Here is an 18406-nt window from a genome sequence, read left to right on the forward strand (position 1 = left end):
AAGGAGGATCGACTAAGATCGCCACGTCCTGTGGCAACGTCGATCGACCCCACTTCGTGTAGGGCCGCAGGAAAGCGAGTTGTTTCTGTAGCCACCCTTATCTATTTTTGGCAACGGACCCAAGATAGCTCGAAACTGTGTCTTCCACAATCCGGCCCTTTAGTTGAATAAGACGGTAGAAGTTAGCACCAACGTTTAAGGAAGCTATAAAAAAAAGTGATTCCCATAAGCGGGAATCACTTTTTTTATTAATGGTTGGATACAGAAGCATTAGGTTTATTGTGAACAGCGAGCCGTTTAACTAATTGTGAACTATCTTTGTTCAACCCGACAATCTGGACTTTCTTGCCGTGTTCCCTGAACTTCAGGACCAGCTTATCAATCGCAGCTACGGCTGAGTCATCCCAGATATGAGAGTCTGAAAAGTCAATGACGACTTCTTTAGCATCAGCATTGAAATCAAAGTGTTTCATCAAGTTGTCAATGGAAGCAAAGAATACTTGTCCGCTTACTTGATAGACGAGTTTTTTTGTGCTCTCTTCATATGCTTCTTCTACATGTATTTTAGAAATTTTAGCTACAAAGAAGATCGCACTTAAAATAACCCCAGCCAATACACCTTTAGATAAGTCATGAGTTTTAACAACGGTTCCTACGGTGATCACCATAACCACTGTATCAGTGATGGGCACTTTGTGGAATCGAGTAAGTGAACTCCAGTCAAAGGTACCAATGGAGACCATAATCATAACGCCGACCAGTACCGCCATCGGGATTTGCACGAGCAAATCATTGAAGACAATAATTAGAAGCATCATGAAAACTCCTGCGACAAGTGTGGACAAACGTCCGCGTCCTCCAGAAGATACGTTTATGACCGATTGACCAATCATCGCACAGCCTGCCATGCCTCCAAACAATCCGGCAACCACATTAGCTGTACCTTGACCACGTGCTTCTTTGTTCTTGTCACTAACAGTATCTGTCATATCATCTACGATTTGTGCGGTTAATAGTGACTCAAGCAAACCGACAAAAGCTAAAGCAAGGGAAATTGGAAAGATAATTTCCAATGTTTCAAAAGTCAGCGGGATGTCAGGCAGCAGAAAGATTGGCAGCGTACTGGATAACTCGCCCATGTCTCCGACTGTCTTCAATCCGGTTCCTGTACTAATAGCAATTACTGTCATGACGACAATCGCCACGAGTGGTGATGGTACAGCCTTCGTAAACTTCGGAAGAATATAAATGATGGCTAACGAACCAGCGACCATCGCATACATAGCCCAGTTGGCCCCTTCAAAGTGGGTCAGCTGAGAGGTGAAGATCAAAATCGCAAGGGCATTAACGAAACCAATCATAACAGAGCGTGGTATGAACTTCATGAATTGTCCAACTCGTAAGGCTCCTAAAACGAACTGCAAAATTCCGGTCAGAATCGTAGCTGCAAGCAGGTACTCAAGACCATGGTCTCTAACGAGTGTAACCATGAGCAAAGCCATGGCACCTGTGGCCGCTGAAATCATTCCAGGACGGCCGCCCATAAAGGCAATAACGACGGCGATACAGAAGGAAGCGTACAATCCTACCATGGGGTCGACTCCAGCGATGATAGAGAAAGCGATCGCTTCAGGGATGAGTGCCATTGCAACAACCATGCCTGAAAGCGTATCGTTTTTTACGTTTCCAAACCATTGTTCTTTAATTGTTTGTGTGTTCAATTGCGCACCTCTTTCTGTTTATTTTTAGAAGCGCACTGTCCGTAACAGTGCTAATATCCGGCAAGAACGAAAAGAGTATATCATCTATTAAATGAATTTCATAACTCCATGTAAGCGCATAAATTCGACATATGCTTACACATGCTTTTATTTACTTTTATATAGACCCCAAAATCATAAAACGGTAATTTGTTTTGAAATCAAACTACACCAACGTTCCTTTATAAAAGCTCCCAATTGCGTAAGATTGGAAAAAAACGGGGGTGGTATATGGCTCCCTTTCCACAGAGAAGACTGAGGAGGATCTGCGAAGGGAAAATTCGAGTAAGAACGCCACTTCGTGTGGCAATGTCGAACGATCCTGCGTCGTGCGGGCCACGGAAAGTGTTCAAAAGCGGAATCGTCACCCGGAGTATCTAAATGGCAAACCAATATTTCTAAATCCAGTCTTACAGGATACAGCCCTTTTATTGAATAACACACTTATAAAATTGCTTAATAATATGGAGCTTTTGTCCCTGGTTTACATGAAATTAGCCTTACGTGTTAAAATAATCGCAGAGGTCATTTACAGGGGGATTCTATGTATAAGAAAATTCTATTAGCTGCAGATGGCTCGGGCCATTCCGTCCGAACAGCTGAACGTGCAGCCGAACTAGCTCGTCTACAAGGAGATGGTGAAATCACTATTATCTATGTGGTAGACGGTGAACAATCAAAATCCGATGTACTTTCAGAAGGCGACAAAGGAATGATCGAACGTCGCCGTCATGAGCGATTAAATCCAATTGAGCAGATGCTGGAAAGTAAAGGGCTGTCCTATCAAGTAGCTTTAAAACATGGGGAACCAGGTCCTGAGATTGTTAAATTTGCCAATGATGAAGCTTTTGACATTGTCGTGATTGGAAGTCGTGGATTAAACACACTCCAAGAAATGGTGCTCGGGAGTGTCAGTCACAAAGTAGCAAAGCGTGCAAAATGTCCGGTTATGATTGTAAAATAAAACAAAGAGGTTCTCTATTAAGTGAACTCTCAAATCAGTCTATCCGTATAAATAGTTAAAACAGGAGGATGTTTATGAGTGATCAAGGATGTATTAAATGTGGCAGTACAGAGGCTGACAAAAATCATGTATCAATGACAGGCTCAGGTCTGTCCAATATTTTAGATGTACAAAACCATCAATTTACAGTTGTTTTTTGTGAAAATTGTGGTTACTCTGAGTTCTATAGTAAACAAGCTGCTGAAGAAGGCAACCTATTTGATTATTTCTTTAGCGGCTAGCATCTAGTGCATTAAAAAGACTTCGCTCTGATTCGCAGAGCGAAGTCTTTTTTTTGGATTATTCAATGAATAGAATAATATCGCTTACTGCTTAACCGTTTTAATACAGCATGACAGGCGACAGTCAGGAGCATTAGAAAGGTAAGCAGAACACCAGTGGTTACCCAAATTCCGCTGATCGCGCTCACATTCCAAAGGATTAATATCAGTGTACCGAAGACCGTTACTTCAATGGCAAGCATGACAAGCCCGATAAAGCGTCCTTTAAATACTTCGCGCTCATCCGTCCAATCAAGCTTAGGACTGTAAAGGTCAATGATGAGTCCTCCTATACTGGTAATCCAATTGGTTATAAGAGCAAGCACAAGCCAGATTACCCAGATCTTAAAGGAAACCTGAACTAGCATTAAGGCAGCGAAGCTGAGAATGGCAATAGTAAGCAGGTTCAACGTAAAAGCGGTTATAATTTTACTTCTAAGAACGGTCTGTGGTGCTATCGGCAGGTGAAGGTGATTGAACCAGCTTTTTCCGTCTCTTGAAATTGAGGAAAAAGAGGCGGGAGTCATGCCGACCGCCAACAAAGTAAAACCAAACAGGCCGAGCACTAGTTTCTTTCCTTCAAGTTGAGTGAGCAGAGAACCAAGGCTTGCTACAGAGCCGTTTGACTCCATAAATAAGATGACTAGCAGGAAAACGGGTAAAAAGAGACTCTGTACCACAATTTGTGTGAAGAATGCAGGTGTACGGAAAATGACTCTCATCTCTTTCAGCCATAGACTGTAAATAATCGGCTTTTGCTTAATCGTCTTATGTATCTTTTTCTCATCAAAGCTGCCCCTTGTTCCACCCGATAGTCCAAGCACGCCTTTGAAATAAATCTTTTGACCGACGGTTAGAAATAATATGGCAAAGCCTATGGATAAGCCTAGCATCAACAGCAGATAAAGAACTCCGGTTATTGAAGCTGGCTGGGTCAGGGCAATAGAACTAAAATAAGCGGTTGGAAAGAAACCAGTAATTAGCTCCAGCAGTCCATTCTGCTCTCTGATTAAATCGGCGGCTCCACTTCCGTCTCCTCCACTGTCTAAACGGATAACGACATTAATTCCAATGGCAAATATGAACCCGAACATGCCGACAATTATTTTCGTCCTGTCTTTATTTTTAGAAATGTTGGCAAAACGCATGAGAAACATAAGCACAATCGAAAGCAGTACAAATGGAATCACCGGTGTGATCACCCATAGCAACATCGCGAACAAATAATAGAGGCCCCCAGCGCTGCTGTGTAATCCGTAAAATAATAGAACCGGCAGTAATATTAATGCATTCAGACCATACAGAGACAAAAAAGGCACGGCTGATTTACCTAGTACGATCTGGTATGGATGAAAGGGGAGGGCAACAAACGATTCTACGTCCTCTGCAAAGTAAAAAGAGCTTAAAACTGTTCCAATGCTCGTCACAAGGAAAATAACAAACATAAGAATAAAAAATAAGGCCAGAATCACGTTTTCGTTTCCAGTTGGTGCTAAGGCATCGTAAAGACTTCCGATTAAATTGTTCAATGAAAATAAGATTAAGGCGCCAAAGGGAATAAGAGCAAGGGCCATAATAACGTAGCCAGCTTTTTCCGAACTGCTTTTCCCCGCCCAGGAGAGCTGCATTTTCACCATGATTTTCATTAACTTCCATGCGTTACTCATTTTCTGTTAACTCCAGGAATAGTCGTTCCAGATTATCATCGTCTTTAAACTGCTGTTTCATTTCAGTCATATTCCCTTGAAACTGGACGTGTCCATGGTTAATAATCGCTACTTCATCACATAATTGTTCGACTACTTCCAAAACGTGCGTGGAGAAAAAGACGATTTTACCTCTTTCAGCGTGTTCCCTCATCATTTCTTTTAAGGTATGAGAAGATTTAGGATCCAGGCCGGACAAAGGCTCATCTAAAATCCATACATCTGGATCATGCAGAAGCACGCCGCTTACAACAATTTTTTGCCGCATTCCATGAGAATACGTCTGGATATGATCATCAAGCGCCTCGTAAATACCAAAGCTCTTTGTAAGGTGATCGATTTTTTTTTCTCTGTCTTCTTTGGAAACTTGAAAAACGTCTGCGATGAAGTTTAAGTATTCAATCCCTTTAAGGCGGAGGAATATATCTGAGCGGTCGGGTACGTATCCAAAAAGATGCTTGGCCTCCATTGGATAATCAGTAATATCAACACCATTTATTGTAATGGATCCCTCGTCAATCGGCAGGATCCCTGTGATCATCTTAATAGTAGTTGATTTTCCTGCACCGTTTGGTCCCAGAAAGCCAAAAATTTTTCCGTCAGGTATAGTCAGGTTTAAATCTTTAACAGCCTGCTTTCCAGAGAAGCTCTTCGAAATGCTCTTTAATTCAATCATACAGTCCACCCTTTGCTAAATAATCTGCTTTTAAGTACGATCTGAATGGATGAAAAGTTTCATTCCGTTAAGAATAGTTCCATGAGCACCTCGTCCAGGTAGCGATCAGCGATTTTAATCGCTTTTTGTTCTACCCCGTAGGACTGAAATCCAACTTTCTCATAAAGTTTCTTAGCAGGAGTATTGTCTGTAACCACATTCAAATGGAGCACTTCTAACTCAATTGCCCGGGAAAAATTGATAATCTCCTGTAAGAGAAGGGCAGCTCCGCCTTTCCGTCGGCAGCCTGGACTTACATACATGGCTACAATACTCCCTTTGTGAGAAAACTTAGGATGGGTTTCTTTCACTAATGTAGCTGTTCCGCAAAGGGTTCCGTTTTCAAACAAACCAAAGGTACGGGAGGATGGGCTGTCCAGTCTCTCCGCTGTTTTAACAAGAGGATTGGGTCTTTGTTTTTCTTGTTCATAAGTAGTAATAAAAGCATCCGGGTTAGTTAATAATGCTTCTAACCGCAGTTCATAATAGTCTTCTGCATCTGTTCCATTTAGTTCTCTCACTTGCATGGCAGATCCCTCCTTCGGTTGTCCCAAGTCTAGTTAAAAATTGTGGTAAAGTAAAGGAAGATATTCAACATATAATGAAGAAGGTGAGTCTATGACAGAAAAAGAAAAAATGCTGGCCGGCGAACTTTATAAATCCTGGGATGAGGAACTGGTTCACGAAAGGGCAAGAGCCCGGCAGATTGTTTACTCTCTAAACCAAACGAAGGATGCAGAAATGCACTATCGAAAACAATTGATTGAAGATTTATTTGGGACCTTGGAAGGGGAGTATGGGCTCGAGCCTCCATTCTTCTGCGATTACGGATATAACATTCACGTAGGAGAAGGTTTTTTCGCCAATTTCAATTGCGTTTTTTTGGATGTCTGTCCCATTCGGATTGGAAAAAGAGTGCTAATTGGTCCGTGTGTGCAGCTTTATACAGCTACTCATCCGATGGACCGTGAAACTAGAGCGAGTGGATTAGAAGCCGGAAAACCGATTACGATTGGGGATGATGTCTGGATCGGTGGAAATGCGGTGATCAACCCTGGTGTAACCATCGGGGATAACGTTATTATTGGGGCTGGAGCTGTTGTGACCAAGGATGTACCTAGTAACGTTTTTATAGGTGGAAACCCTGCAAAAACGATTAAATCAATCGAGTAAGGCTCAAGGGTGGTCGAACGGGAATTTTTTCGATATTATACTATAGGATGCTTAGTTATACGTTAGAGAGATAAGGAAGGAATGGGTGTATGATTAAACGTAAAAGTAAACGAGAAATTGAATTAATGCAGGAAGCTGGCAAGCTGCTTGCTTCTGTTCATAAGGAATTAAGAACATTTATCAAGCCGGGCGTGACCACAATGGAAATTGAAAATTTTGTGGAACGTTATCTTACCAAACATGGAGCTACTGGTGAGCAAAAAGGCTATCAGGGCTACGAGTTTAATACGTGTGCCTCTATTAATGATGAAGTATGTCACGGATTCCCTCGCCATGAGAAATTAGTGGAAGGAGATATCGTTACCGTTGATATGGTCGTGAATCTGAACGGTGCACTGGCTGACTCTGCCTGGACGCATGCGGTAGGGAACGTGAGTGAAGAAGCCAGTAAGCTGATGGATGTGACAAAAACGTCTCTTTACAAAGGAATTGAGCAGGCTATACCAGGGAACCGGATCGGTGATATCGGCCATGCGATTCAAACCTATGCGGAGGGAGAAGGGTACTCCGTCGTCCGCGACTTTACAGGTCATGGGATTGGCGAGGGCATTCACGAAGATCCTTACATTCCGCACTTCGGTAATGCAGGAAAAGGTGCTCGTTTGAAAGAGGGAATGGTCATTACAATTGAGCCGATGATTAACATCGGCGGCTGGGCCACTAAGATGGATGAGAATAACTGGACCGCTCGTACAGTAGATGGAACATTATCTGCCCAGTATGAACATACGGTAGCCATTACAAAAGACGGCCCCGTGATTCTAACTCAGCAGGAAGAAGAATAAATAATTGCAGGCAGGGGCTGGGTAATCAGCTCCTGCCATTTTTAATTAGAGATCTATATGCTGTTTGTATAGTGAAGCAAGATGAAGAAGTCTTATTAATAAACATAAAAAGGCTTATTACGCTAAAGGGCCGGATAGTTGAAGACTCAGTTTCGAGATATGGGGTTAGAGTGAAGGTCCTTCGGGGGACGATTCGGCCAGCTGCATCGCCCAGACACTCGCGTCATAAGCAGGAATTTCAACGGGACGAAAGAACGCATCCCTTTTGAATTTCCTGCTTATGCGTGTCGTGTCTATCGGGGCGATTCCGCTCTTGAACACTTTCCGCGGGCATGTGCTGAGCTTCCTCGGGCTTAACAGCCCTGCGGGATCTCACCGATCATGTTCATCCCGCAGGAGTCTACATCGTACCCCTCCGGACCTTGCTAAATCAGCAACTCGAAACCACTTAAGATGTCTTCTTGATCTACAAAATGAGCATGTGAATATGAGGCTATTTTCATGCTATAAAGCTCTGGAATAGCCTGTCATAGAAGCCTTTACAGTTAAGAAGGCGAGGATTCTCTCTTCTGGAAGGGTCCGTTATTCTCCTGTGGCTGGGTTGGTGGGGAAATAGCGAGACTCCCATGGGAGAAGGAACTAGGTGAGATCCCGCAGGGAGTGAAACGAGCGAGGAAGCTCACCGTTCCCCCATAGGAAAGTGTTCAAATGTGGAATCACCCCGATAGACACGACCAGCATAAGCCGACCATCAAAAGGATTGTGCTTTTTCCATCCGTTGATGAGCGGCTTATGTCTCGAGTGTCTGGGTGATGGAACAAGACGAGTTATTTCCCCACCAACCCTTATCCATCTTACGTAACGGACATAACTATCTCGAAATCAAGTCTTCCCGAAAAGGGAGCTTATCTGTAAAATCAATAATGAGATGGAATGGAATTTAAAGATAATAAAAAGACTCCCTGTTAGGGGAGTCTTTTTTAGGTATTTATTTACGAACGTTAGAAGCTTGTGGTCCGCGTTGTCCTTCTTCGATTTCGAAAGTTACAACTTGACCTTCTTCTAGAGATTTGAAACCTTCTTCTTGAATAGCAGAGAAGTGAACGAAGACGTCGTCTTGGCCTTCTACTTCGATAAATCCAAAACCTTTTTCTGCATTAAACCATTTTACTGTACCTTCAACCATGTACAAAAACCTCCTGTGTGGAAAAGCTCCACATTGTATTACTATTCTTGCCCTTCAAGTTCAATCAAGACGACATCTTTGAAACATCTTCTCTTGCATGAATCTGATCGAACAACAATAATTAATCCTAGTATAGCAGATACACAATAAGAAAGAAAGCCCTTCAGGAAAAAACTTTCTCTTGAACATTCGTTTACTCCTGAGGCTGAGTAATATAGGCATGGTTCAGTAAGGAAAAGAGGGATCGCTCAACAAAGGTATCCACATCCTCTTTAGGAATTGAGGCTAAATCTCCAACTGTACGTCCATTATCCAATAGGTGCTTTACAACAATCCAGCCCGTAAAGTTCGCTTCTTTTTCGTAACCAGAAGCTCCTGTTCCTTTTGTAAAGGAAAAAAGGGCTTCATAGTCTGTCCGGTTTAAATGAGGAATGATATTAATCATAATCCGATTCGGCTCTCTGCTGCATTTCTCGCGGCTCCAAAGTAATTCTGCTTTTGTATTTGCCTGTTTGCTCATCAGTTGGCGGGCTGTATGCAGACCAATACCTTCTTGGAAAATTAATTGAGCCAGGGTGCGAGTTTGACTCGGGGCAAGACCGGATTTGCAGCAATGGATCACGCGGGCAATTTCCTGGATCAGCTTAAACTCATTCCATTCCGTTTCGATAGGAAAACAGAGTGTGTATTCTTGATCTTCTTCAAGAATGAATGGTTCCGTCTCAAAGGTACCTACGAAAAACAGCAGCGTCAGCGAAATAGGTTCGTCATATTGAAGAGCTTGTTTAACGGGAGTGACTAATTCCTGCAAATTCACTTCATCCATTCCAAAGTATTTGATCCGGTCATAGACGAGAGAATATTTATCCCAAGCATAGTTCAGCATTTCTTTTTCAAATTGATCCTTTTCATAGCCGGGAGGGACATAAGTAAATCCGTAATGTTCCTTCCATAATTCATAACGGCGCTCAGGGTCAGCATTTTCAAGGGAGGCTTTATCATAAAAGAACAGGAAACGATCCAGCATTTGTTTAATTTTTAAATCATCCACGATGATCCTCCTCAGTATAGTTTATCGTGACAAAAACTCTAGACGTTTGTTCCAAACCTGCTGGGCATTTTTACCAATCCAGATCAAGTGGCTGTCGGAATCTACTTCAAAGATTTCACAATCCGGGGCCCTGGATTTTAAAAGAAGAGCATGGGTATATGGGACGCTTTTATCTTTTTGGGAATACATCCCTAGTACTGGAACCTGAATCCTGGCCAGATCCGTTGTAACGGAATGATCAATATCGAGGCTGAACCCCTTTCCTGACTGAGACGTAGCGAGCATATCATAAATAAACCTGCGGTCGTTGGGAGAAAGGCGCTCTAAGTATTCTTCCGGATCTTCCGTAGTCATTTCTGAGATTAGCTGTTTCATAATAAGATCAGGAAAAAATTTAAGCATCGTTTTCAGGCTTCCCCACACCATCCGTTCAGCAGGGCCAAAGAGAATTCTGGCTTTTTGTTTAACGGCCTCTTCCCATGGAGAAGTAAGAGCAGCTTCCATTATTAATTTAGAAACCCTCTCCGGATGATTGGCAGCTAAAGCAATTCCTGTAGGACCAGCTGCTGAAATGGCAATAACCTTCACTGATTGAATATTTAAGTGATCAAGGATTTCGATGATTGTTTCAGCGAAAATTTCAGGGCTTTTCCCAGTCGAAACCTCAGTGTAATCGTAGCCGGGACGAGAAACAGTCAGAAGAGAGAAGCCCTCATAAATCAGGCTGCTGTGAGACAAATCAGTCTCTCTGGTGGAATGGCCTCCTTTTAAGAGAAGCACGGCAGGACCGGTTCCTTTATATGTATATTCAACAATTCCTTTGGAAGTATCAAGTAATGTAGCAGTCATTGGGATCATCCCTTTCTTCTTTTTTCATTAATTTAAATATAAGCTATAATAGAAGAAAATGAAACATTAGAGGATTCTGAAAAAAGAGGTGGAATTGTGAGGATTGTGTCGATATGTCCCAGTAACACTGAACTTGTAGCCTATCTCGGTCAAACGTCTCTGTTGGTTGGTGTCGACAATTATTCTGATTATCCTGAGGAGGTCCTTGATCTTCCAAAACTTGGTCCTGACCTATCAATAGATATGGAAGCCGTCGAGCAGCTGAAGCCTGATCTCGTGCTTGCTTCACTGTCCGTTCCAGGTATGGAGAAAAATATAGAAGGGTTGAAAGAGAGAGCCCTCCCCTATATTATTTTAGACCCGAACAGTTTGAAAGAGATTGCAGAAGATCTAAAGCTAGTTGGAAATGAGCTTGGGATGAAGGAGCTCGGAGAAGAAAAAGCAGCCCTGTTCTTACAAGAGATTGAGGCTTGCAGGCAAGAAGCGAATTCCAGGGCCGGTCAGCCTGCTCTGTACTGGGAATGGTGGCCCAAGCCAATTTTTACTCCAGGGAAAGCTAACTGGCTCACCGAGATCAGTGAACTGGCCGGAGCACGGAATATTTTTGATACAGAGCCTGAAGCGAGCGTTCAGACGGACTGGGAAATAGTGAAACAAAAGAACCCAGACCACATTTGTATGGTCTGGGTCGGGGTCAAGGAAGAGAAAATGAATCCTGATCTGATTCGAAAGCGGCCGGGGTGGTCTGAAATGAAGGCTGTTCAAGAGAACCGTATCCATGTGCTTGAGGAGTCGTTATTTTGCAGACCGAGTCCAAGATTGCTTGAAGGATTGAAAAAGTTAACCTCTGTTTTAAGTGAAAAGTAAGGCAGCCCAGGGCAGGGCTGCCTTATTCGTTAGTGCAGTTTATTTTTATGCTTCGGAACGGCAAGTTCTTTAAAGTTTTCAGCAAGGTGATCCAGCTGCTCTGCGAGTGGTTCACCATCCATAGGCAGTCCGTGTCCGGTAATAGCTACTCGCGGCTGCAGAGCGGCTAACTTCTTAACCGATTTTTCAGCTTCTTCCCAATTATGAGTGAAATAGGCAGGAGGTCCGTGCACGTGCTGATGCTGAATGAAAACAGCCATGCTTGATTCCTGTTTAACCGTAATAAAAGCGTCACCGGAAAGAAGCGTGCGATCCTCTTCACGAAATAAAGCAATATGGCCCGGCGTATGCCCCGGTGTATGAATGGTTCGCCAGCCTTTTAAGAAGGGGATAGAACCGTCCTCCGGAAGAGGATAAATATATTGGCTTAAGTCTACTGGATTAGTCGGGAAAAAGGGAGACATAATCGAAAATAAGCCTCCGCCAACCGTGGCATCTCCAACAGGATAGTCGCGTTTCCCCGTTACATATTCCATTTCCATCGGATGAATGTAAATCGGAACATTCCAGTGGTCTGCCAGTTTTTTGGCTGAGCCCACATGGTCAAAGTGGCCATGCGTTAAAATAATGGCCTGCGGGGGTCTGGAGCCGTACCGTTTTTGGGCGGCTTCTATAATACGTTTAGCGTAGTGACCAATGCCGCAATCAACAAGAACCCATTCCCTTGCACCTTTTTCTCCAATAAAAATAACGTTTACAATTAAGGTTCTATAAAAAGCCACGTCTGGAAGCGCTTGTTCAGCCACTGCCTGATCCATGTGCCATCCATTATCCATTTCATCTTGATGTCCGTATTTATCCACGTCTCCACCTCTTTTTTTATAGTTTGGTTGGAGAGAAAGGTTCTATACACCAAGTTGTATGATTAGCTCGTCGCTTTTTGCTTTTCTGCCGTTTGCATCGTCAGCGTTTTGCCGGTAAAACCAAAAATAATGGTCAGCACTGGACAGAGCAGACAGAAGAATGCGAATGGCAGGTAATCAAGGACGGGTACACCAAGTACGTCGGATAAAAATACTCCACAAACGCTCCAGGGTACTAACGGATTAATAACTGTTCCGGCATCTTCCAGAGTCCTTGATAAATTTTTGCGTGCTAAGCCGGCTTTTTCATAAATATCCTGATAGGCTTCTCCTGTAAGCAGAATGGAAAGGTACTGTTCACCTATCGCTATATTAATGCCGATTGCCGTTAAAGCAGTAGACAGGGTAGCAGAACGAGCTGATTTTAACCCGGACTGGACACGAGCTAAAATCGAAGGGATAACCCCGGTTTTGAAAAATAATCCTCCTAAAGCAAGAGCCAGAATGACAAGTGCGATCGTAAACAGCATGGCATTCATGCCTCCGCGTGTTAGTAAATTATTCACAGCATCGTTGCTGGTTTCTGCAGTATAGCCATTAAACCATGTTCCCCAAAGAGCGGTCCATTCCATAACACCTCTAAGACCTGCTATTATGATAGCGACTAAACTGCTTACCGCAAGGGAGATAAATGCTGGACGCTTAGAAACAGCCATAATTACAAGGATTAACAAGGGAATCCAAGAACTCCAGTGCATCACGCCCGCCTCTATTAAACCATTTTGAAAACCGTCTAATTGTTCCGGTGAGACCTGCTGGCCGGGAGAAAGGATTATAAAAGCAAGAGCGGTTAGGATAAAGGCTGGTATCGTGGTCCAGCTCATATTTTTTATATGATCAAATAAATCCACTTTTACTACGGTCGAGGCTAGGTTAGTCGTATCAGACAGGGGCGACATTTTATCACCGAAAAAGGCACCTGAAACAACCGCACCAGCGGTCATGGCCAGAGGAAGCTCCATTGTCTGAGCTGCTCCGATAAAAGCGACCCCAACGGTAGCCGCTGTTGTAAACGAACTGCCAAGAGCAACTCCTACAATGGCTGTAACAACGAAAGCAATAGCTAAAAACCACGGTCCGCCAGCCAAATAAAAGGCTGTATCCATTAATACCGGGATCGTGCCGCTGGCCATCCAACTTGCAATTAATATCCCAATTAAGAAAAATAATAGAACAGCCCCCATGCCGGTTTGCGCCCCTTGGATCATTCCATACTGTAAGTCCTGAAAGCTGTTTTTTTTCATAAGTCCGTAGGTGACCATAATAAGAACGCCAATGAGGATGGGGATATGCGGAACCGTCTGAATTTCAATGATAAAATAACTGATAATTCCAATGACTAATAATAGCATTAAACTTGATTCTACCACTCCTGGCAGTTTTTTAGGCTGAAGGTGAAGCATAGTAATTCCTCCTTGAAAAAATAGGATCTGTAAAAATTCATATAACTCTCTTATTAAGAATTAAAAAACGTTAATTACACTGCAAAATAAAAAGACTTCATCCCCGAAAAATCGCAGGGACGAAGCCTTGACTCCGCGGTACCACCCTAGTTGGTAAGTCATGCTTACCCACTCGTCTGGTGTATCACTTGTAAAGAATCCTGTAATTCAAAGAAAGGAAGACCTGAATTTTCACCTGCCATTCAGTCTCTGAGTGCTGTCCTTCAATCTTTTACTCCGGAATTCATGATACGATTATTTTTCACTTGAACGCTTTTAAGTGATGAAGTATGTTAGTTCTATTATCGTAAAAGAAGTGAAGAAAAATGTCAATCTGTTTTCAGAAATTTGAATCCCCCTTAAACGTGCCATTCCTTGCCCTTAAACTTTCACTGACTAAGGATTGATTACTAAAGAAAAGCTCCCCTTTCTTTAAGACTCAGTCTCGAGACTTTTGTGCGAATTAGGTCCTGCGGGGGACGATTCCGCTTTCCGCGGCCCTGCACGAAGCAGGGTCGTTCGACGTTGCCACACGACGTGGCGTTCTTAGTCGAATCTCATTTGTGGTGAGCTTCCTCGGGCTTAACAGCCCTGCGGGATCTCCCCGATCATGTTCATCCCGCAGAGTCTACACCGTCCCCCTACGGACCTCACCGAATCATAAACTCGAAACTACTTCATACACGGTGTGCTTGGTGAGAAAAAAGCATGGGATGAGGATTGTATTTTCATGCTAGAACGATGTGAAAAAGCTTGGCATAAAAGCATTTAGGACCTATTTCGAAGGAGAGCATTCTCTCTTCTGGAAGGGTCCGTTATTCTCCCTTGGCTGGGTTGGTGGGGAAATGGCGAGACTCCCATGGGAGAAGGAACTAGGTGAGATCCCGCAGGGAGTGACAACGAGCGAGGAAGCTGATGGTAAAAGGAGGATCGACTAAGGTCGCCACGTCATGTGGCAACGTCGATCGACCCTACGTCGTGTAGGGCCATAGGAAAGCGAGTTATTTCCCCACCAGCCCCCCTCCTCATATCGTAACGGACCCAATTTTATCTCGAAATTGAGTCTTCAACTATCGGGCCGTGTACTGGAATAACTCATTTTATAAGAATCAACACCCAGGATTTAAGTCTTTCAATCAATTGGATTCTTTGTGTATAATAGTGGAAATTTAGTAGAGAGGAAGGGAAGTAAATGCAGTCCCATGCAGTTAAACACGCCGGGCCATCGAGCCGCTTACATATGCTTCGAAGGGGAATGCTAGCTGGTTCACCAATTATGCTTGGCTATTTACCTATTGCTCTTACCTACGGTGTACTTGCCAGTCAATCGGGTATGAGCCTCTCGGAACTGACGCTTATGAGTCTTCTCGTCTTTGCCGGTGCTGCACAATTTTTAGCCGTCGGAATGCTGGCTTCCGGTACTGGGATTTTTGAAATTGTAGTAGCAACATTTGTATTGAACTTTAGACACTTTGTGATGAGCCTTTCCTTTGTGAACCGGTTAAAAAAGATCGCGCTCAGAGCAAAGCTCCCAATGACACTAGGTTTAACAGATGAGACGTTCACCGTCTCTGCTCTCTATCGTAAAGAAGCCAAGGAAGAAAATAGTGCTTATTTTTTCTCTGCTCTTATCATCACGGCGTATGTATCCTGGGTCGGAGGTTCTTTTCTGGGAGGTGTGCTCGGAGACGTAATGCCTGAGCGGTTAAGTGAAAGCATGGGGGTAGCGCTGTATGCCATGTTTATAGGTCTTTTAGTGCCCTCTGTCAAAAAACATTATCGTATTGCTATAGTTGCTAGTTTAGCTATGATGATAAATTATTTTGCCCAGCAGATCGGATTTAGTCAAGGGTGGGCCATTGTCCTTGGTACAGTTGCCGGGGGCTTCAGTGGCATCTGGATTCTGGCAGATGAGGAGGAAGAGATGTGATCATTTGGATGATTATTGGAATGGCTGTAGTAACTGCCATCCCCAGAGTATTGCCCGCCTTTATAGTAGATATGATTTCTTTCCCTAAATGGGTAGATCGCTGGTTAAATGCTATACCTTATGCAGCTCTCGGAGCTTTAATTTTTCCCGGGATTCTAAGCGTAAAACCAGAAGCTCCGCAAATTGGGGTAATTGCCGGTTTAACAGCAGTACTGTTAGCGTGGCTCGATCTCCATATTATCCTGGTTGTTCTTGGAGCTATCGCATCTGTGTTTCTTTTAACATTATAATCACGCCCGCCCATACGCTGCATATCGTATAGGGATACTCCCGGGAAAGGAATTGATCGTGATGTATAGACAGCAAGGATTCCCGTTTGGACAGAACTTTGGACTCCCCGGCCAGGGCCAGGGGGGACAGTTTGGACCAGGTAGCCCATTTGGCGGAGCACCACAAGGACCTCCGTTCGGGGGAGGACCAGTTCAGCAACCACAAGGACCTCCGTTTGGAGGAGGACCAGGTCAACCTCCACAAGGTTCACCGTTCGGAGGAAGTCCACAACTACCGCCTCCTCCTTCTTCTCCTCCATCCCAACAAGGGGCTTCGGTATATGCGGTAGATCCTGGATCGCTTTATGGATGTTTATATCGTTATACTTGGATCAGACTTGAAAACGGCCGTTCCTTCTGGTTTTACCCTACATTCATTGGAAGAACCTCGGTTGCTGGTTTCCGCTGGCAGCGGAGAAGACGTCAATGGGTTTACACCGGCTTCGATACCAGTTTAATTTCCAGTTTTCAATGTTAATAAGAAATGGTGCCAGCCTCTGGCGCCATTTCTTTCATAGAATATACTGAATTATGTTACTATTATGAATAGAGATTAAGAAGAAGGGAAGACGAGTCTATGCCGGAGCTTAGATTGGCACGTTTAGAAGACGCAGAAACGGTAGCAAATATTCACGTAGCCAGCTGGAAATCTACATACAAAGATCTCCTTGATGAAAGGGACGTAAGTAATATAACGGTTGAAAATCGAATTGCTCTTTGGCAGACCATATTAAGGAAACCTGTTAATGGTCAAATTGCCTATGTCATTGAGAATGATGATCAGGAAGTTGTAGGGTTTGTTTCCGGTGGAAAAGAACGTACCAGAAACTATGGCTATGATGGAGAGATTTATGCCATTTATCTGCTGGATGAGTATCAGGGGCGGGGATATGGAACGCTATTGATCCGTACATTTGCAAAAGCAATGAAGGAAGCAGGATACAAATCACTGCTCGTATGGGTGTTAACCCATAATCCTTCCAGTCAATTTTATATAAAATTGGGTGCTCATCCGGTAGAAGCTGAACAAGTAACGATTGGGCAGGGTACCTACGAAGAAACAGCTTATGGGTGGAAGTCTATAGACGATTTAGCGGAAAATCCAGCTAATTAAATAAAGCGGTCACGAAAATTTCGTGACCGCTTTATTCGTTTAAAAAATTATTCTTTCTCGAAAGGCTCAATATGAATGTGAGCATAAAGAATATGATGTTCTTTTTCTAGAGTGTCTTCCACATCATCGGTGATGGTATGACCTTGTTCGATCGTAATATGAGGATTTACATGAATGGTGGCTTCTACAAGTGTCTGGTTGCCTTGCAACCGGGCTTTTACATCTTTAACAGCCCACACATCTGGATGTTTCGAAATCGTATTCCGAATGCTTTCAATTTTTTCTTCATCAAATCCGTCTGTCAAACTGTGTGTGGAGTCTCTGAATATCTCCCAGGCCGTCTTACAGATGATCAAGCCCACAATCAGTCCAGCTAAAGGATCCAGCCAATAAGCTCCAAATTGAGATCCAAATATACCAATGGCAGCACCTATACTTACTAAAGCATCGGAACGGTTATCCTGAGCCGCTGCATAAAGCGCATTACTATCTATTTTTTTAGACAGGTTCAGGTTGTATCGATAAACGAAATACATAACTACAGCTGCTGCAAGCGCCGTCCAGGCTGTAAGTAATTGTGGCTCACTGACTTCTTGATTGATAATGTCCTGTATAGTCCCGATAATAACCTCAATGCCAACAGTCATCATAATAAAGGCCGCAACAAGGGAAGCAATTGTCTCGGCTCTGAAATGTCCGTAGTGATGATCCTGGTCCGGAGGTTTTCGGGAAATTTTAAGACCAATCAGCACTGCGACGGAAGCGATGACGTCTGTCGTATTATTTAGTCCATCGGCCCTCAATGCTTCCGAGCTGCCTATGGAGGCAATCGTAAGCTTAGCCGCAGCCAGAACTAAATAGACGATAATACTGATCCAGGCTCCCTTTTCTCCCTTTTTTATATTTTGATATTCGCTCATCTCTTGTAACCCCCGTGTCTTCTTTGAAAGCTTGACTTAGCTTACCAAATACATTCTTGGTGAGTCCAGAGAAAAAAAGCTTTCCGTACGCAGATAGCTTGGTCGAGACTAGAATGTTTGCCTTCATTCAAAAATAATTAATGTAAATAGGCTATGTACAATTAATCTTATGTTTATGTTAACCAAGTGTAAAATCTATATAAATTATCTCGAAATGAAGAATCTTTAGTTTGAGTTTTATTTAGCCAGGGTATATAATTTTAATGAATCCAAGCGGTTCAATTGGAAACCATAAGAGAATAGGTAAAGAGC

General features: G+C 43.3%; 19 protein-coding genes. 9 read left to right on the plus strand and 10 right to left on the minus strand.

Annotation, left to right across the window (positions count from 1 at the left end):
• Positions 1 to 248 precede the first annotated feature (248 nt).
• Positions 249 to 1721: a SulP family inorganic anion transporter gene (locus ACTWPM_RS11275; RefSeq protein WP_443133143.1), complete on the minus strand. Its 1473-nt coding sequence runs from the start codon at positions 1719 to 1721 to the stop codon at positions 249 to 251.
• A 583-nt stretch (positions 1722 to 2304) separates the two neighbouring features.
• Between ACTWPM_RS11275 and ACTWPM_RS11280 the strand changes: the two genes are divergently transcribed.
• Positions 2305 to 2724 (plus strand): universal stress protein, encoded by a 420-nt coding sequence (locus ACTWPM_RS11280; protein WP_443133144.1) that lies wholly within the window; start codon positions 2305 to 2307, stop codon positions 2722 to 2724.
• 74 nt (positions 2725 to 2798) lie between these two features.
• Positions 2799 to 3005 carry a zinc ribbon domain-containing protein gene (locus tag ACTWPM_RS11285; RefSeq protein ID WP_443133145.1) on the plus strand — a complete coding sequence of 69 codons (207 nt, stop codon included), beginning with the start codon at positions 2799 to 2801 and terminating at the stop codon, positions 3003 to 3005.
• A 62-nt stretch (positions 3006 to 3067) separates the two neighbouring features.
• Here ACTWPM_RS11285 and ACTWPM_RS11290 read toward each other — a convergent pair whose 3' ends face one another.
• Genes ACTWPM_RS11290 through ACTWPM_RS11300 form a run of 3 tightly spaced genes read right to left on the minus strand, consistent with a single transcriptional unit; the run spans position 3068 to position 5992 of the window.
• Positions 3068 to 4711, minus strand: a complete 1644-nt coding sequence (locus tag ACTWPM_RS11290) for a putative ABC transporter permease subunit (protein WP_443133146.1) — start codon at positions 4709 to 4711, stop codon at positions 3068 to 3070.
• Positions 4704 to 5426, minus strand: a complete 723-nt coding sequence (locus tag ACTWPM_RS11295; protein ID WP_443133147.1) for an ABC transporter ATP-binding protein — start codon at positions 5424 to 5426, stop codon at positions 4704 to 4706. The genes ACTWPM_RS11290 and ACTWPM_RS11295 overlap by 8 nt, the downstream gene beginning before the upstream one ends.
• Before the next feature lie 59 nt (positions 5427 to 5485).
• On the minus strand, positions 5486 to 5992 hold the full coding sequence (locus ACTWPM_RS11300) for a GNAT family N-acetyltransferase (protein ID WP_443133148.1): 507 nt from the start codon (positions 5990 to 5992) through the stop codon (positions 5486 to 5488).
• A 91-nt stretch (positions 5993 to 6083) separates the two neighbouring features.
• Here ACTWPM_RS11300 and ACTWPM_RS11305 point away from each other — a divergent pair, with 91 nt between their 5' ends.
• Both ACTWPM_RS11305 and map read left to right on the plus strand, forming a co-directional pair.
• Positions 6084 to 6638 (plus strand): sugar O-acetyltransferase, encoded by a 555-nt coding sequence (locus tag ACTWPM_RS11305; RefSeq protein WP_443133149.1) that lies wholly within the window; start codon positions 6084 to 6086, stop codon positions 6636 to 6638.
• An 89-nt stretch (positions 6639 to 6727) separates the two neighbouring features.
• Positions 6728 to 7483, plus strand: a complete 756-nt coding sequence (gene map, locus ACTWPM_RS11310; protein ID WP_443133150.1) for a type I methionyl aminopeptidase — start codon at positions 6728 to 6730, stop codon at positions 7481 to 7483.
• Between the two features lie 988 nt (positions 7484 to 8471).
• Here the strand turns inward: map and ACTWPM_RS11315 are convergent.
• The 3 genes from ACTWPM_RS11315 to ACTWPM_RS11325 all read right to left on the minus strand — a co-directional run bounded on the left by ACTWPM_RS11315 (position 8472) and on the right by ACTWPM_RS11325 (position 10569).
• Positions 8472 to 8669 carry a cold-shock protein gene (locus ACTWPM_RS11315; RefSeq protein ID WP_014642423.1) on the minus strand — a complete coding sequence of 66 codons (198 nt, stop codon included), beginning with the start codon at positions 8667 to 8669 and terminating at the stop codon, positions 8472 to 8474.
• 193 nt (positions 8670 to 8862) lie between these two features.
• On the minus strand, positions 8863 to 9720 hold the full coding sequence (locus ACTWPM_RS11320) for a hypothetical protein (RefSeq protein WP_443133151.1): 858 nt from the start codon (positions 9718 to 9720) through the stop codon (positions 8863 to 8865).
• 21 nt (positions 9721 to 9741) lie between these two features.
• Positions 9742 to 10569, minus strand: coding sequence for an alpha/beta fold hydrolase (locus ACTWPM_RS11325; protein WP_443133152.1), 828 nt, complete (start codon positions 10567 to 10569; stop codon positions 9742 to 9744).
• A gap of 96 nt (positions 10570 to 10665) precedes the next feature.
• On the opposite strand from ACTWPM_RS11325, the gene ACTWPM_RS11330 reads away from it, so the two are divergent.
• Positions 10666 to 11436 (plus strand): cobalamin-binding protein, encoded by a 771-nt coding sequence (locus ACTWPM_RS11330; protein WP_443133153.1) that lies wholly within the window; start codon positions 10666 to 10668, stop codon positions 11434 to 11436.
• 29 nt (positions 11437 to 11465) lie between these two features.
• On the opposite strand, the gene ACTWPM_RS11335 is transcribed toward ACTWPM_RS11330, so the two are convergent.
• Entirely contained in the window at positions 11466 to 12272 is an 807-nt protein-coding gene (locus ACTWPM_RS11335; RefSeq protein WP_443133231.1) for an MBL fold metallo-hydrolase, read from the minus strand.
• Positions 12273 to 12361: 89 nt separating this feature from the next.
• On the minus strand, positions 12362 to 13762 hold the full coding sequence (gene nhaC / locus ACTWPM_RS11340) for a Na+/H+ antiporter NhaC (RefSeq protein WP_443133154.1): 1401 nt from the start codon (positions 13760 to 13762) through the stop codon (positions 12362 to 12364).
• 1231 nt (positions 13763 to 14993) lie between these two features.
• Here nhaC and ACTWPM_RS11345 point away from each other — a divergent pair.
• The 4 genes from ACTWPM_RS11345 (at position 14994) to ACTWPM_RS11360 (ending at position 17174) form a co-directional block, all read left to right on the plus strand.
• Positions 14994 to 15731, plus strand: a complete 738-nt coding sequence (locus tag ACTWPM_RS11345) for an AzlC family ABC transporter permease (RefSeq protein WP_443133155.1) — start codon at positions 14994 to 14996, stop codon at positions 15729 to 15731.
• Positions 15728 to 16021 carry an AzlD domain-containing protein gene (locus ACTWPM_RS11350; protein WP_443133156.1) on the plus strand — a complete coding sequence of 98 codons (294 nt, stop codon included), beginning with the start codon at positions 15728 to 15730 and terminating at the stop codon, positions 16019 to 16021. The genes ACTWPM_RS11345 and ACTWPM_RS11350 overlap by 4 nt, the downstream gene beginning before the upstream one ends.
• A 61-nt stretch (positions 16022 to 16082) precedes the next feature.
• Positions 16083 to 16538, plus strand: coding sequence for a hypothetical protein (locus ACTWPM_RS11355; RefSeq protein ID WP_443133157.1), 456 nt, complete (start codon positions 16083 to 16085; stop codon positions 16536 to 16538).
• Between the two features lie 99 nt (positions 16539 to 16637).
• Complete coding sequence (locus tag ACTWPM_RS11360; protein ID WP_443133158.1) at positions 16638 to 17174, plus strand: GNAT family N-acetyltransferase; 537 nt, start codon at positions 16638 to 16640, stop codon at positions 17172 to 17174.
• A 47-nt stretch (positions 17175 to 17221) separates the two neighbouring features.
• Here the strand turns inward: ACTWPM_RS11360 and ACTWPM_RS11365 are convergent, their stop codons facing one another.
• The gene (locus ACTWPM_RS11365) at positions 17222 to 18094 is read right to left on the minus strand and encodes a cation diffusion facilitator family transporter (RefSeq protein ID WP_443133159.1); all 873 of its coding nucleotides are present in this window, start codon (positions 18092 to 18094) and stop codon (positions 17222 to 17224) included.
• Positions 18095 to 18406 lie beyond the last annotated feature (312 nt).

It is taken from the genome of Halobacillus sp. K22, assembly GCF_052246795.1.
Taxonomy (GTDB): Bacteria; Bacillota; Bacilli; order Bacillales; family Halobacillaceae; genus Halobacillus.